The following is a 14913-nucleotide window of genomic DNA, read 5'->3' on the forward strand; positions in this document are numbered from 1 at the left end:
ACCGGGGCAAGGCACCTCGATGTGAGCACAGGGTTCGTCCGGCGCGATGAAGCGCCGGGCGGGCCCTGTGGCTTGTCTCGACCCGGCCCGGACGGGCCGGATCCGCTGGAGTGTTGGACCGTGCAAGGGAGTCAGTACTGATGAAGACCATCGACGAGCTTCTCGCCGAAGGCGTCTCCGGCAAGCGGGTGTTCGTCCGCGCCGACCTCAACGTGCCGCTGGACGGCACCACCATCACCGACGACGGCCGCATCCGCGCCGTCGTCCCCACCGTCAAGGCGCTCGCCGGCGCCGGCGCCCGGGTGATCGTCGCCTCGCACCTGGGCCGCCCCAAGGGTGCCCCGGACCCGGCGTTCTCGCTCGCCCCCGCCGCCACGCGGCTGGGTGAACTCCTGGGCGCCGACGTGGCGTTCGCGACCGACACGGTCGGCGAGTCCGCCAAGGCGGTCGTCGCGGGCCTGTCCGACGGCCAGGTGGCCGTGGTGGAGAACCTGCGCTTCAACGCGGGCGAGACCGCCAAGGACGACGCCGAGCGCGGCGCGTTCGCCGACCGGCTCGCCGAGCTGGCCGACCTGTACGTGGGCGACGGCTTCGGCGCGGTGCACCGCAAGCACGCCTCGGTGTTCGACCTGCCCGCGCGGCTGCCGCACGCCGCCGGCTACCTGATCGCCACCGAGGTCGGCGTCCTGAAGAAGCTCACCGAGGACGTCCAGCGGCCCTACGTCGTCGTCCTGGGCGGCGCCAAGGTCTCCGACAAGCTCGGCGTGATCGACCACCTCCTGGAGAAGGCCGACCGCATCCTGATCGGCGGCGGCATGGCGTACACCTTCCTCAAGGCCCAGGGCCACGAGGTCGGCATCTCGCTGCTGCAGGAGGACCAGATCCCGACCGTCCTGGGCTACCTGGAGCGGGCGAAGGAGCGCGGCGTGGAGTTCGTCCTCCCCGTCGACGTCCTGGTCTCCCCGGACTTCCCGGACCTCAAGACCAAGGCCCCGGCCAACCCCACCACGGTCGCCGCGGACGCCATCCCGGCCACCGAGGAGGGCCTGGACATCGGTCCCGAGACCCGCAAGCTGTACGCCTCGAAGCTCGCCGACGCGGCCACCGTCTTCTGGAACGGCCCGATGGGCGTCTTCGAGCACCCCGACTACGCCGAGGGCACCAAGGCCGTCGCCCAGGCGCTCGTCGACTCCCCGGCCTTCAGCGTGGTCGGCGGTGGCGACTCGGCCGCCGCGGTCCGCATCCTGGGCTTCGACGAGAACGCATTCGGCCACATCTCGACCGGCGGCGGCGCCTCCCTCGAATACCTCGAGGGCAAGACGCTCCCCGGCCTCGCCGCACTGGAGGACTGACCCTTAATGAGCACGCGCACCCCGCTGATGGCGGGCAACTGGAAGATGAACCTCAACCACCTCGAGGCCATCGCCCACGTCCAGAAGCTCGCCTTCGCGCTCGCGGACAAGGACTACGAGGCCGTCGAGGTCGCGGTCCTGGCGCCCTTCACCGACCTGCGCTCCGTGCAGACCCTGGTCGACGGCGACAAGCTCAAGATCAAGTACGGCGCCCAGGACGTCTCGGCGCACGACTCCGGCGCCTACACCGGCGAGATCTCGGGCCCGATGCTGGCCAAGCTGAAGTGCACCTACGTGGCCGTCGGCCACAGCGAGCGCCGCCAGTACCACGGCGAGGACGACGCGGTCTGCAACGCCAAGGTGAAGGCCGCCTACAAGCACGGCCTGACCCCGATCCTCTGCGTCGGCGAGGGCCTGGACGTCCGCAAGGCGGGCGACCAGGTCTCCCACACGCTCGCCCAGCTCGACGGCGCCCTGGACGGCGTGCCGGCCGAGCAGGCCGAGTCGGTCGTCATCGCGTACGAGCCGGTCTGGGCCATCGGCACCGGCGAGGTCGCCACCCCCGAGGACGCCCAGGAGGTCTGCGGGGCGATCCGCGGCCGGCTGGCCGAGCTGTACTCCCAGGAGCTGGCCGACGCGGTCCGCATCCAGTACGGCGGCTCGGTGAAGTCGGGCAACGTCGCCGCGATCATGGCGCAGCCCGACGTGGACGGCGCCCTGGTGGGCGGCGCCGCGCTGGACGCCGACGAGTTCGTCAAGATCGTGCGCTTCCGCGACCAGTGAGCTGGTCAGTGAGTATGCGGTAGAGCCGATCCGTCGTACCCTTGCGGGGGCCGAGGTGCCTAGTCACCCGGCCCCCGTCGTCCGTAAAGCCCGTGTTCCACCCAATGAACTGCCAGGAAGTAGGGACCAGCCGTGGTTGTGGGGTTCTCGATCGCCCTGATCGTCTTCAGTCTGCTGCTGATGCTGCTGGTGCTGATGCACAAGGGGAAGGGCGGCGGTCTCTCCGACATGTTCGGTGGCGGCATGCAGTCCTCCGTCGGCGGCTCCTCGGTGGCCGAGCGCAACCTGGACCGCATCACCGTCGTGATCGGTCTGCTGTGGTTCGCGTGCATCATCGTGCTCGCGCTGCTGATGAAGCTCAACTGACGATCCGTCACCGTCCCCGTCCCGTGGCCTGGGTGTAACTCCTACCACTGGACGCGCGTTGGGCCTTACGTAGACTGGGGCATCTTCGAAGCACCATCACGCAGGGAGTTACGACCGTGGCAAGTGGCAACGCGATCCGGGGAAGCCGGGTCGGCGCGGGGCCGATGGGCGAGGCGGAGCGGGGCGAGTCCGCACCGCGCCTGCGCATCTCCTTCTGGTGCTCGAACGGGCACGAGACGCAGCCGAGCTTCGCCAGCGACGCTCAGGTGCCGGAGACCTGGGACTGCCCGCGCTGCGGGTTCCCGGCCGGCCAGGACCGGGACAACCCGCCGGACCCGCCGCGCACCGAGCCGTACAAGACGCACCTCGCGTACGTACGGGAGCGGCGCAGCGACGCGGACGGCGAGGCCATCCTGGCGGAGGCCCTGGCCAAGCTGCGGGGCGAGATCTAGACGTATCGGCACGGCCGGGCACCTTCGGGTGGCCGGCCGTTCGTCGTCGTGCGCCCCTGCGTTCGCCCGCCGTCACCGCGTCCGTGCCGCTGATCAATTAGGTTGGGAACAGCGGGGCAAGTACGCAGGTACGAGAAGAAGTGGGCTGATGTCCGAGATGAACGCAGATAGCCGCACCAGGCTCAACCAGACGCCGGAGTGGAACGCCCTCGGCAAGCACCGCGAGGAACTGGGCGACGCCCGTCTGCGCGAGCTGTTCGCCGCCGACCCGTCCCGCGGGACCGGGTACGTGCTGCGCGTCGGAGACCTGTACCTGGACTACTCCAAGCACCTGGTGACCGACGAGACGCTCGCCCTGCTGCGCGACCTCGCCGCCGCCACCGACGTCTTCGGGCTGCGCGACGCCATGTTCCGCGGCGAGAAGATCAACACCACCGAGGACCGCGCGGTGCTGCACACCGCGCTGCGCGCCCCGCGCGACGCCGTGGTCGAGGTCGACGGCGAGAACGTGGTGCCCGCCGTGCACGCCGTCCTGGACAAGATGGCCGACTTCGCCGGGCGGGTCCGCTCCGGCGAGTGGAAGGGCCACACCGGCAAGCCGATCAAGAACGTCGTCAACGTCGGCATCGGCGGCTCCGACCTCGGCCCGGCCATGGCCTACGAGGTGCTGCGCTCCTTCACCCGGCGCGACCTGACCGTCCGCTTCGTCTCCAACGTCGACGGCGCCGACCTGCACGAGGCGGTCCGCGACCTGGACCCGGCCGAGACGCTGTTCGTCATCGCCTCCAAGACGTTCACCACCATCGAGACGATCACCAACGCGACCTCCGCGCGCGACTGGCTCCTGGAGGGCCTCGGCGCCGGCCAGGACGCCGTCGCCAAGCACTTCGTCGCCCTGTCGACCAACGCCGAGAAGGTCCAGGACTTCGGCATCGACACGGCCAACATGTTCGAGTTCTGGGACTGGGTCGGCGGCCGCTACTCCTACGACTCCGCCATCGGCCTGGCCCTGATGATCGCCATCGGCCCGGACCGCTTCCGCGAGATGCTCGACGGCTTCCACCTCGTCGACGAGCACTTCCGCACCGCCCCCGCCGAGGAGAACGCGCCGCTGCTGCTCGGCCTGCTGGGCGTCTGGTACGGCCAGTTCTTCGGCGCCCAGTCGCACGCGGTGCTGCCCTACTCGCACTACCTCTCCAAGTTCACCGCCTACCTCCAGCAGCTCGACATGGAGTCCAACGGCAAGTCCGTGGACCGCGACGGCAACCCCGTCGACTGGCAGACCGGACCGGTCGTCTGGGGCACCCCCGGCACCAACGGCCAGCACGCGTACTACCAGTTGATCCACCAGGGCACCAAGGTCATCCCGGCCGACTTCATCGGCTTCGCCCGCCCCGTCGAGGACCTGCGCCCCGGCCTGGTCGCCCAGCACGACCTGCTGATGGCCAACTTCTTCGCCCAGACCCAGGCCCTCGCCTTCGGCAAGACCCCCGAAGAGGTACGGGCCGAGGGCGTCGCCGAGGAACTGGTGCCGCACAAGACCTTCCAGGGCAACCACCCGACGACCACGATCCTGGCCGACGCGCTCACCCCCTCGGTGCTCGGCCAGCTCATCGCGCTCTACGAGCACAAGGTCTTCGTCCAGGGCGCCGTCTGGAACATCGACTCCTTCGACCAGTGGGGCGTGGAGCTCGGCAAGGTCCTCGCCAAGCGCGTCGAGCCCGCGCTGACCGAGGGCGCCGACGTGCCCGGCCTCGACGCCTCGTCCACCGCCCTGGTCGCCGAGTACCGCGCGCGCCGCGGGCGTTGACCGGATGACGGGGGAGGAGCGGCGGCTGCGGCCGCCGCGGCACCGGCTGGACCCGCGCGCCCCCGCGTGGTGGCGGGCCCGGCTGCTGGTCACCACGGCGGTGCCGGTGGCGGTCCTGGGGGTCCTCGGCGTGTTCCTGGCCGGGGCGCGCCCCTGGCTGCTGCTCGCCGCGGCCGTCGTCGCCGTCATCGGCCTGGCCACCGCCCTGCTGCTGCCCCGCTGGTGGTACCGGGTGCACCGGTGGGAGGTCACCGACGACGCGGTGTACGTGCGCACCGGCTACTTCTGGCAGGAGTGGCGGATCGCGCCGATGTCCCGGATCCAGACCGTGGACACCGTGCGCGGCCCGCTGGAGCAGGCCTTCCGGCTCGCCACGGTCACCGTGACCACCGCGTCCGCCCGTGGCGCGCTGCGCATCGCGGGCCTGGACCACGAGCTGGCGGCCGGCCTGGCCGAGCGGCTCACGGAGATCACCCAGGGGACCCCCGGGGACGCCACGTGAGCGACGACGCCCGCCCCGGGGACGAGTGGCTGCGCCTCGACCCGCGTACGGTCCTGGTCACCGCGCTCGTCCTGGCGGGCGCCGCGTTCGGCGCGGGCGTGCCCGCCACCGTGGGCCTGGCCGGCTCCATGCCCTTCCCGGTCGCCTGCGCCTGGGTGGTCGCGGGCGCCGTCGTGCTCGTCGGCGGCGGCGCGGCCACCGACTGGGTGCGCTGGCAGCGCACCCGCTACCGGATCGGCGCCGAGCGCGCCGAACTCCACACCGGACTGCTCCTGGTCAAGCGCCGCTCCCTGGCCCGCGAGCGCATCCGCACCGTCGACCTGACCGCCAACCCGCTGCTGCGGGTGCTCGGCCTGGTCAAGGTGCGCATCGGCACCGGCGAGCAGACCGGTGGCGGCGAGTCCACCCTGGAACTCGACGCGGTCCGCCGCGCCGAGGGCGAGCGGCTGCGCCGGGTGCTGCTGGCCCGGGTGGCCGCCGCCGACCCGGACCCGGCCGCCGCGGGGCCGCTGGCCGAGCTCGACCCGCGCTGGATCCGGTACGCGCCGGTGTCCTTCGTGGCCCCGCTGCTCGGCGGGGCGGCGGCCGGGGCGGTGATGCAGGTCAGCGAGTGGTTCGGGGTCCAGGCGCGGGTCATCCACTGGGTCGGCGACCGCTTCGAGGAGACCCCGCTGGTGTGGATGCTGGCCGTGCTGGTCGCCGCCGCGTGCGTCGCCGGGGTGGTGGGCGCGCTCGGGCTGTGGGTCGAGATGTGGTGGGGCTACCGCCTGGAGCGCGAGCCCGGCGGGACGCTGCGGGTGCGGCGCGGGCTGCTCACCTCGCGCTCCCTCACCCTGGAGGAGCGCCGGCTGCGGGGCGTGGAGCTGCACGAGCCGCTGGGCGTGCGGCTGTGCCGGGCGGCCCGGATCGACGCCATCGCCACCGGCCTGGACAAGGGCGAGGAAGCCGAGCACGCCGACCACAAGACCCTGCTCCCGGCCGCGCCCCGGGCGGTGGTCGACCAGGTGGCCGCCCGCGTGCTGCGCGAGCCGCGGGCGCCCACCGCGGCGCCCCTGACCTCCCACCCGCCCGCCGCGCGCACCCGCAGGCTCCGCTGGGCCCTGGCGACGGTCCTCCTCCCGGTCGTGGTCCTGCTGCTCCTCGGCTGGTGGCTGACGCCGGTGCTGCTGTACGTGGCCGGGGGCGTCGCGGTCGTCGGCGCCCCGGTGGCGGTGGTGCTGGCCCTGGACGCCTACCGCGCCCTGGGGCACGGGATCGCCGGGGGCTACCTGCTGGCCCGCTCGGGCACGATGCGGCGCACCACGGTGGCGCTGCAGCGCGGCGGGGTGATCGGCTGGACGGTGAAGCAGTCGGTGTTCCAGCGCCGCGCGGGCGTCCTCACCCTGACGGCGACGACGGCGGCGGGGAGCGGGGCGTACTCGGTGTACGACGCGGCGCAGGGGGAGGGCCTCGCCTTCGCGGCGGAGGCGGTACCGGGGCTGCTGGGGGCCTTCCTGGAGGAGGACGCCACTCCGGAGGCCTAGGCCGTCGGTACGCGCACGAGGGCCCGGCCGCTCCGAAGAGTGGCCGGGCCCTCGTGGTTACGGTCCGGACGGTCAGGCTGACGCCGGGGGGTACAGGGCGCGGGGCAGTTCGGAGGCCGCGGCCCGGTCCAGGAGCCACAGCGTGCGGCTGCGGCCGTACGCCCCGGCCGCCGGGGCCTGGACCTCGCCGGCGCCCGACAGCGCGAGCGCCGCCGCCTTCGCCTTGTCCTCGCCCGCCGCCAGCAGCCACACCTCGCGGGCCGCCCGGATCGCCGGGAGGGTGAGGGAGACGCGGGTGGGCGGGGGCTTGGGGGCGCCGTGCACCCCGACCACCGTGCGCTCGGTCTCGCGCACCGCCGGGAGCTCGGGGAAGAGCGAGGCGACGTGCGTGTCCGGGCCGACGCCCAGCATCAGGACGTCGAAGGCCGGCACCGGCCCGTGGTCCTCGGGGCGCGCCGCCGCGGCCAGTTCGGCCGCGTACGCCTCGGCCGCCGCGTCCGCGTCCGCTCCGTACGGCCCGTCGGACGCGGGCATCGCGTGCACCCGCGCCGGGTCCAGCGGGACGTGGTCGAGCAGCGCCTCGCGGGCCTGGGTGACGTTCCGCTCGGGGTCGCCCTCGGGCAGGAACCGCTCGTCGCCCCACCACAGGTCGAGCCGCGACCAGTCGACCGCGTCCCGCGCCGGGGCCGCACCGAGCGCGGCCAGCAGGCCGTTGCCGTTGCGGCCACCGGTCAGGACGACGGACGCCGAGCCGCGGGCCGCCTGCGCGTCCACGATCCGGGTGATCAGCCGGGCCGCCGCGGCCTGCGCCATCAGCTCCTTGTCGCGGTGGACGACCAGCTGCGGGGCCGTACTCACTTCGCGGCCGCCTTCTTGGCCGGGGCCTTCTTGGCGGGGGCGGCGGAGGAGGTGGTGGTGGCGGGCTTGTCCGCCGTCTCCTTGGACTCCGCCTTCGGCGCCCCGGAGGTGGTCGCGCCCAGCTTGTCCACGCCGAACTTCAGCGCCGACGCGTAGGTGTCGTCCGGGTCCAGGCGCCGCAGCTCCTCCGCGATCAGCTCGGACGTCTCGCGGCGCTTGAGCGCCACGGCACGGTCGGGCTGGCCCTGGATGGAGAGCGTGGCCAGCGAGCCGTCCGCGCGGTCCAGGACGATCGGGCCGCAGCTGGTGTCCAGGCGCACGGCCGTCAGGCCGGGGCCCGACGACTGCGAGCGCTTGACGGGGATCGCGAGGCGGTCCGCCAGCCACATGGCGAGCAGCTCCACGCTCGGGTTGAACTCCTCGCCCTCCACCTCGGCGGCGGTGACCTCGCACTCGACCTGGTCGAGCGCGGCGGCCAGCATCGAGCGCCACGGCGTGATGCGGGTCCAGGACAGGTCGGTGTCGCCGGGGGTGTACGCCTCGGCGCGCGCGGCCAGCTCCGGGATGGGGTCCTCGGAGGCGTACGTGTCGGTGACACGGCGCTGGCCGAGGGCGCCCAGCGGGTCGGAGGCCGGGTCGGTCGGCGCGTTCACCGGCCACCACACGACGGTCGGGGCGTCGGGGAGCAGCAGCGGCAGGACCACCGACTGGGCGTGGTCGATGACCTCGCCGTACAGCCGCAGGACGACCGTCTCGCCGGTCCCGGCGTCCGCGCCGACGCGGACCTCGGCGTCGAGGCGGGCCTTGGCCCGGTCGCGGGGCGACCGGGAGACCCGCTTGACCACCACGAGGGTGCGCGAGGGGTGCTCGCGGGACGCCTCGTTGGCCGCCTTGAGCGCGTCGTACGCGTTCTCCTCGTCGGTGACGATGACGAGGGTGAGGACCATGCCGACGGCCGGGGTGCCGATCGCCCGCCGGCCCTGCACGAGCGCCTTGTTGATCTTGCTGGACGTGGTGTCCGTGAGGTCGATCTTCATGGCCGGCGCCAGCTCCGTCCGTCTCGTGCGAGCATTTCGTCCGCCTCGATGGGGCCCCAGGTACCGGCCGGGTACTGCGCGGGCTTGCCGTGCTTGTCCCAGTACTGCTCGATCGGGTCGAGGATCTTCCAGGAGAGCTCGACCTCCTCGACCCTGGGGAACAGGTTGGAGTCGCCGAGCAGCACGTCGAGGATGAGCCGCTCGTAGGCCTCGGGGCTCGACTCGGTGAAGGACTCGCCGTAGGCGAAGTCCATCGAGACGTCCCTGACCTCCATCGAGGTGCCGGGCACCTTGGAGCCGAACCGCATGGTCACGCCCTCGTCCGGCTGGACGCGGATGACCAGGGCGTTCTGCCCGAGCTCCTCGGTGGCGGTGTGGTCGAAGGGCGAGTGTGGGGCGCGCTGGAAGACGACCGCGATCTCGGTGACGCGGCGGCCCAGGCGTTTGCCGGTGCGCAGGTAGAACGGCACGCCCGCCCAGCGGCGGTTGTCGATCTCCAGCTTGATCGCGGCGTAGGTGTCGGTCTTCGACTTGGCGTCGATCCCGTCCTCCTGGAGGTAGCCGACGGCCTTCTCGCCGCCCTGCCACCCGGCCGCGTACTGCCCGCGCACCGTGTCCTTGCCCAGGTCGCGCGGGAGCTTGACCGCGCCGAGGACCTTGGTCTTCTCCGCCGCGAGCGCGTCCGCGTCGAAGGAGGCGGGCTCCTCCATGGCGGTCAGCGCCAGCAGCTGGAGCAGGTGGTTCTGGATGACGTCGCGCGCGGCGCCGATGCCGTCGTAGTAGCCGGCCCGGCCGCCGATGCCGATGTCCTCGGCCATGGTGATCTGCACGTGGTCCACGTAGGACCGGTTCCAGATCGGCTCGAAGAGGGTGTTGGCGAAGCGGAGCGCCAGGATGTTCTGGACGGTCTCCTTGCCGAGGTAGTGGTCGATCCGGAAGACCTCGTGCGGCGGGAAGACCTCGTGCACGACCTGGTTGAGGTCCTGGGCGGACGTCAGGTCGTGGCCGAAGGGCTTCTCGATGACCGCGCGGCGCCAGGACCCTTCCTTCTGGTCGGCGAGCCCGTGCTTCTTGAGCTGCTGGACGACCTTGGGGAAGAACTTGGGCGGTACGGACAGGTAGAAGGCGAAGTTGCCGCCCGTACCCTGCTTGGCGTCCAGGTCTTCGATGGTCGACTTCAGCTGCTCGAAGGCGTCGTCGTCGTCGAAGTCGCCCTGGACGAAGCGCATGCCCTGGATGAGCTGCTGCCAGACCTCCTCGCGGAAGGGCGTGCGCGCGTGCTGCTTGACCGCGTCGTGCACCTCCTGCGCGAAGTCCTCGTCCTGCCACTCGCGACGCGCGAAGCCGATGAGCGAGAAGCCCGGCGGCAGCAGCCCGCGGTTGGCGAGGTCGTAGACCGCGGGCATCAACTTCTTCCGGGACAAATCGCCCGTGACGCCGAAGATCACCAGGCCCGACGGCCCCGCGATGCGCGGGAGCCGTCGGTCGGCGGCGTCACGGAGCGGGTTCGCTCCATGAACTGCGGACAAGGTTTCAGCCCTCCGAGGGGGCGAGGCGCTTGAGCTCCGCCTCGGTCGACGTGAGCAGGTCGTTCCAGGACGCCTCGAACTTCTCGACGCCCTCGTCCTCCAGGAGCTGGACGACCTCGTCGTAGCCGATGCCCAGCTTCTCGACGGCCTCCAGCTCGGCGCGGGACTGGTCGTACGTGCCGCTCACCGTGTCACCGGTGATCCGCCCGTGGTCGGCGGTGGCCTCCAGGGTGGCCTCCGGCATGGTGTTCACCGTGCCCGGGGCGACCAGGTCGTCCACGTACAGCGTGTCCTTGTAGGCCGGGTCCTTGACGCCGGTCGAGGCCCACAGCGGACGCTGCTTGTTGGCGTGCGCGCGGTCCAGGGCGCTCCAGCGGTCGGAGGAGAAGACCTCCTCGTACGCCTCGTACGCGAGCCGGGCGTTGGCCAGGGCGGCCTTGCCGCGCGCGGCCTTGGCCTCGTCGGTGCCCAGCGCGTCCAGGCGCTTGTCGATCTCGGTGTCCACGCGGGACACGAAGAAGGACGCCACCGAGTGGATCTTCGCCAAGTCCAGGCCGCGCTCCTTGGCCTTCTCCAGGCCCGCCAGGTAGGCGTCCATGACCTCGCGGTAGCGCTCCAGCGAGAAGATCAGCGTCACGTTGACGCTGATGCCGAGGCCGATGACCTCGGTGATCGCCGGGATGCCCGCCCGGGTGGCCGGGATCTTGATGAGCGTGTTGGGCCGGTCCACCAGCCAGGCCAGCTGCTTGGCCTCGGCGACGGTGGCCGTCGTGTCGTGCGCCAGGCGCGGGTCGACCTCGATGGACACCCGGCCGTCCTGGCCCTCGGTGGCGTCGAAGACGGGGCGCAGGATGTCAGCGGCGTCGCGGACGTCCGCCGTGGTGATCATGCGGATGGCCTCTTCGACGGTGACCTTGCGGGCGGCGAGGTCGGCGAGCTGCTGCTCGTAGCCGTCGCCGCTGCTGATCGCCTTCTGGAAGATCGACGGGTTGGTCGTCACGCCGACCACGTGGCTCTGGTCGATGAGCTCGGCCAGGTTGCCGGACGTGATCCGCTTGCGCGACAGGTCGTCCAGCCAGATCGCGACGCCTTCGTCGGAGAGGCGCTTGAGTGCGTCCGTCATGGGAATTGCATCTCCTACTGTCTTTGTAAGGGCGTCAGCGCGCGGCGGCCGCGAGGGATTCCCGCGCGGCGGCGGCGACCGCGTCCGCGGTGATGCCGAACTCGCGGAAGAGGACCTTGCCGTCGGCCGAGGCGCCGAAGTGCTCCAGCGACACGATCCGGCCGGCGTCCCCGACGTAGCGGTGCCAGGTCAGGCCGATGCCCGCCTCGACCGCGACCCGGGCCTTCACCGACGGCGTCAGGACGCCGTCCTTGTACGCCTGGTCCTGCTCCTCGAACCACTCCACGGACGGCATGGACACCACCCGGGTACCCACTCCCTCGGCCTCCAGCGCCTCGCGCGCCTCGACGGCGAGCTGCACCTCGGAGCCGGTGCCGACCAGGATCACGTCCGGGGTCGCCTTGGAGGACTCGACGAGCACGTAGCCGCCCTTGGCCGCGTCCTCGTTCGCCTCGTAGGTCGGCACGCCCTGGCGGGTCAGCACGAGCCCGTGCGGGGCGCCCTTGCCGAACTCCTTGGTGTAGCGCTTGAGGATCTCGCGCCAGGCGATCGCGGTCTCGTTGGCGTCCGCCGGGCGGACCACGTTGAGGCCGGGGATCGCGCGCAGCGCGGCCAGGTGCTCGACCGGCTGGTGCGTCGGGCCGTCCTCGCCCAGGCCGATGGAGTCGTGCGTCCACACGTAGGTGACCGGCAGGTGCATCAGGGCCGACAGGCGCACGGCGTTGCGCATGTAGTCGGAGAACACCAGGAAGGTGCCGCCGTAGACACGGGTGCCGCCGTGCAGCGCGATGCCGTTCATCTCGGCGGCCATCGCGTGCTCGCGGATGCCGAAGTGGATCGTGCGGCCGTACGGGTCGGCCTCCGGCAGCGGGTTGCCCTCGGGCAGGAACGACGAGTCCTTGTCGATCGTCGTGTTGTTGGACCCGGCCAGGTCGGCCGAGCCGCCCCACAGCTCCGGGATGACCGGGCCGAGGGCCTGCAGGACCTTGCCGGAGGCGGCGCGGGTGGCGACGCCCTTGCCCGTCTCGAAGACCGGCAGGTGCGACTCCCAGCCCTCGGGCAGCTCGCCGGCGTTGATCCGGTCGAAGTCGGCGGCGCGCCCGGGGTTGGCGGTGCGCCAGGCGGCCAGCGACTTCTCCCACTCGGCGCGGGCCTCGCGGCCGCGCTCGCCCAGCGCGCGGGTGTGCGCGATGACCTCGTCGGCGACGTCGAAGGACTTCTCCGGGTCGAAGCCGAGGACCCGCTTGGTGGCCGCGACCTCGTCGTCGCCGAGCGCCGAGCCGTGCGCGGCCTCGGTGTTCTGCGCGTGCGGCGCGGGCCAGGCGATGATCGAGCGCATCGCGATGAACGACGGCTTGTCGGTGACGGCCTTGGCCGCCTCGATCGCCGCGAACAGCGCCGCCGGGTCGAGGTCGCCGCTGGCCTGCGGCTCCACGCGCTGGACGTGCCAGCCGTACGCCTCGTACCGCTTGAGGGTGTCCTCGGAGACCGCGGTCTCCGTGTCGCCCTCGATCGAGATGTGGTTGTCGTCCCACAGCAGGATCAGGTTGCCCAGCTTCTGGTGCCCGGCCAGCGAGGACGCCTCGCCGGAGATGCCCTCCTGCAGGCAGCCGTCACCGGCGACGGCGTACACGAAGTGGTCGAACGGGCTGGTGCCCGCCGCGGCGGCCGGGTCGAACAGGCCGCGCTCGTAGCGGGCGGCCATCGCCATGCCCACGGCGTTGGCCACGCCCTGGCCCAGCGGGCCCGTGGTGGTCTCGACGCCGGCGGTGTGGCCGTACTCCGGGTGGCCGGGGGTCTTGGAACCCCAGGTGCGGAACGCCTCCAGGTCGGCCAGCTCCAGGCCGAAGCCGCCCAGGTACAGCTGGACGTAGAGGGTCAGGGACGAGTGCCCGGCGGAGAGCACGAACCGGTCGCGGCCGGTCCACTCGGGGTCCGCGGGGTCGTGGCGCATCACCTTCTGGAAGAGGGTGTACGCGGCCGGGGACAGGCTCATGGCCGTACCAGGATGGCCGTTGCCGACCTTCTGTACGGCATCCGCGGCCAGGACGCGGCCGGTGTCAACGGCCCGCTGGTCCAACTCGGTCCACTCGAAGTCTGTGGTGGTCGGCTTGGTGCTCACCCTGGGTCAGGGCTCCTCTCCACATGTCCACATGTCGAATGCCGGTGAGGTCTGGTCTCACTGGCCGTTGTCGAGCCTACCCCCGTGGGAACGTGCGTTTTTTCGAGTCATTCCAGACTGCCGGGACTGGCGCCGATCCGCCTCTCGAAGCGCGCGCCACCTGATGGAAAGGCCGCTCATCTGTCCGCTCCCCGTCCCGGTTTCTTCCGCTCATATGTGCGCGCCTGCGCCCTTCGCGGCACGGCGGCCAACACGAGCGACCCCCGCGAAGAGCGGGGTATGGGCAACGTCTACAGTGGCGTGGTACGCGCGAGCTTTACCCCGTCTTCACGTCTGATCCGACCGGGTTCGCTCGCTGGGATTTCTCTGTCAGGGGTGTGCGTGACGGCCGTCGAGTCCCGACCCGCAGGGGTCGTCTTGACTCCCAGCCCGGGGGGCCACCGGCCGTTCGGGGCCCGCGTCAAGGCGTTCGTGGCGCTGACCAAGCCGCGGATCATCGAACTGCTGCTGATCACCACCGTTCCGGTGATGTTCCTGGCCCAGCAGGGCGTGCCGAACCTGTGGCTGGTGCTCGCCACCTGCCTGGGCGGCTACCTGTCCGCGGGCGGCGCCAATGCGCTGAACATGTGGTACGACCGCGACATCGACGCGCTGATGGACCGCACGTCGCAGCGGCCGCTGGTCACCGGCATGGTGTCGCCGCGCGAGTGCCTGGCCTTCGGCATCGGCCTCGCGGTGGTCTCGACGCTGTGGTTCGGGCTGCTCGTCAACTGGCTGTCCGCGGCGCTCGCGCTGGGCGCGCTGCTCTTCTACGTCGTGGTCTACACGATGCTCCTGAAGCGGCGCACCACGCAGAACATCGTCTGGGGCGGCATCGCCGGCTGCATGCCGGTGCTGATCGGCTGGTCCTCGGTGACCGGCTCGGTCTCCTGGGCCGCCGTCATCCTCTTCCTGGTCATCTTCTTCTGGACGCCGCCGCACTACTGGCCGCTGTCGATGAAGGTGAAGGACGACTACGCGCGCGTCGGCGTGCCGATGCTGCCGGTGGTGGCGGGCAACAAGGCCGTCGCCCGGCAGATCGTCCTCTACAGCTGGGTGATGGTCGCCGTCTCCCTGCTGCTGCAGCCGCTGGGCTACACGGGCTGGTTCTACACCGCGGTCGCGCTGGCGACCGGCGGCTGGTGGCTCTGGGAGGCGCACGGGCTCCAGGCGCGCGCCAAGGCGGGCGTCACGGGCGGCAAGCTCAAGGAGATGCGCCTGTTCCACTGGTCCATCACCTACGTCTCGCTGCTCTTCGTGGCGGTCGCGGTGGACCCCTTCCTGCGCTGACCCGCTCTTCTTCTCCGCCGACGGGCGGGGGGGGGGGGGGCCAGCCCCCCGCCCCCCCCCCGGCCCGGTGTTTTGATGCGCGGCGCGGGGAGGGGCGTGGGCAGGACCCACCCGGGAGGGGGCCCCG

General features: G+C 71.9%; 13 protein-coding genes. 8 read left to right on the forward strand and 5 right to left on the reverse strand.

Translation table 11 applies throughout. From position 1 onward, the window contains the following. The first annotated feature begins 140 nt into the window (after positions 1-140). From ABT160_RS11060 to ABT160_RS11090, 7 genes are all read left to right on the forward strand, one after another. Positions 141-1352 carry a phosphoglycerate kinase gene (locus tag ABT160_RS11060; RefSeq protein ID WP_351646263.1) on the forward strand — a complete coding sequence of 404 codons (1212 nt, stop codon included), beginning with the start codon at positions 141-143 and terminating at the stop codon, positions 1350-1352. A gap of 6 nt (positions 1353-1358) precedes the next feature. After that, the gene (gene tpiA / locus ABT160_RS11065) at positions 1359-2135 is read left to right on the forward strand and encodes a triose-phosphate isomerase (protein ID WP_351646265.1); all 777 of its coding nucleotides are present in this window, start codon (positions 1359-1361) and stop codon (positions 2133-2135) included. Between the two features lie 132 nt (positions 2136-2267). Further along, positions 2268-2501: a preprotein translocase subunit SecG gene (gene secG, locus ABT160_RS11070; protein WP_351646266.1), complete on the forward strand. Its 234-nt coding sequence runs from the start codon at positions 2268-2270 to the stop codon at positions 2499-2501. Positions 2502-2617: 116 nt separating this feature from the next. After that, positions 2618-2953: an RNA polymerase-binding protein RbpA gene (locus ABT160_RS11075; RefSeq protein ID WP_003976875.1), complete on the forward strand. Its 336-nt coding sequence runs from the start codon at positions 2618-2620 to the stop codon at positions 2951-2953. Between the two features lie 157 nt (positions 2954-3110). After that, on the forward strand, positions 3111-4763 hold the full coding sequence (pgi, locus tag ABT160_RS11080) for a glucose-6-phosphate isomerase (protein WP_351646295.1): 1653 nt from the start codon (positions 3111-3113) through the stop codon (positions 4761-4763). Between the two features lie 4 nt (positions 4764-4767). Beyond that, positions 4768-5265, forward strand: coding sequence for a PH domain-containing protein (locus tag ABT160_RS11085; RefSeq protein WP_351646268.1), 498 nt, complete (start codon positions 4768-4770; stop codon positions 5263-5265). Then, positions 5262-6788, forward strand: a complete 1527-nt coding sequence (locus tag ABT160_RS11090) for a PH domain-containing protein (protein WP_351646270.1) — start codon at positions 5262-5264, stop codon at positions 6786-6788. Before ABT160_RS11085 ends, ABT160_RS11090 begins: the two co-directional genes overlap by 4 nt. A gap of 72 nt (positions 6789-6860) precedes the next feature. On the opposite strand, the gene pgl is transcribed toward ABT160_RS11090, so the two are convergent. From pgl to tkt, 5 genes are read right to left on the reverse strand one after another with little or no spacing between them, the layout of a single operon-like run. Beyond that, positions 6861-7646, reverse strand: coding sequence for a 6-phosphogluconolactonase (gene pgl, locus ABT160_RS11095; protein WP_351646272.1), 786 nt, complete (start codon positions 7644-7646; stop codon positions 6861-6863). Continuing rightward, complete coding sequence (gene opcA / locus ABT160_RS11100) at positions 7643-8683, reverse strand: glucose-6-phosphate dehydrogenase assembly protein OpcA (protein ID WP_351646274.1); 1041 nt, start codon at positions 8681-8683, stop codon at positions 7643-7645. The genes pgl and opcA overlap by 4 nt, the downstream gene beginning before the upstream one ends. Then, entirely contained in the window at positions 8680-10212 is a 1533-nt protein-coding gene (zwf, locus tag ABT160_RS11105) for a glucose-6-phosphate dehydrogenase (RefSeq protein ID WP_351646276.1), read from the reverse strand. The genes opcA and zwf overlap by 4 nt, the downstream gene beginning before the upstream one ends. 4 nt (positions 10213-10216) lie before the next feature. Then, on the reverse strand, positions 10217-11335 hold the full coding sequence (gene tal / locus ABT160_RS11110) for a transaldolase (RefSeq protein ID WP_351646278.1): 1119 nt from the start codon (positions 11333-11335) through the stop codon (positions 10217-10219). Positions 11336-11369: 34 nt separating this feature from the next. Further along, on the reverse strand, positions 11370-13457 hold the full coding sequence (gene tkt / locus ABT160_RS11115) for a transketolase (protein WP_351646280.1): 2088 nt from the start codon (positions 13455-13457) through the stop codon (positions 11370-11372). A gap of 375 nt (positions 13458-13832) precedes the next feature. On the opposite strand from tkt, the gene ABT160_RS11120 reads away from it, so the two are divergent. Continuing rightward, a complete protein-coding gene (locus tag ABT160_RS11120) occupies positions 13833-14786 on the forward strand; it encodes a heme o synthase (protein ID WP_351646282.1) in 954 nt (317 codons plus the stop codon). The last annotated feature ends 127 nt before the right edge of the window (positions 14787-14913 follow it).

Origin of the sequence: Streptomyces sp. NPDC001941, assembly GCF_040296945.1 — a bacterium.
Taxonomy (GTDB): Bacteria; Actinomycetota; Actinomycetes; order Streptomycetales; family Streptomycetaceae; genus Streptomyces.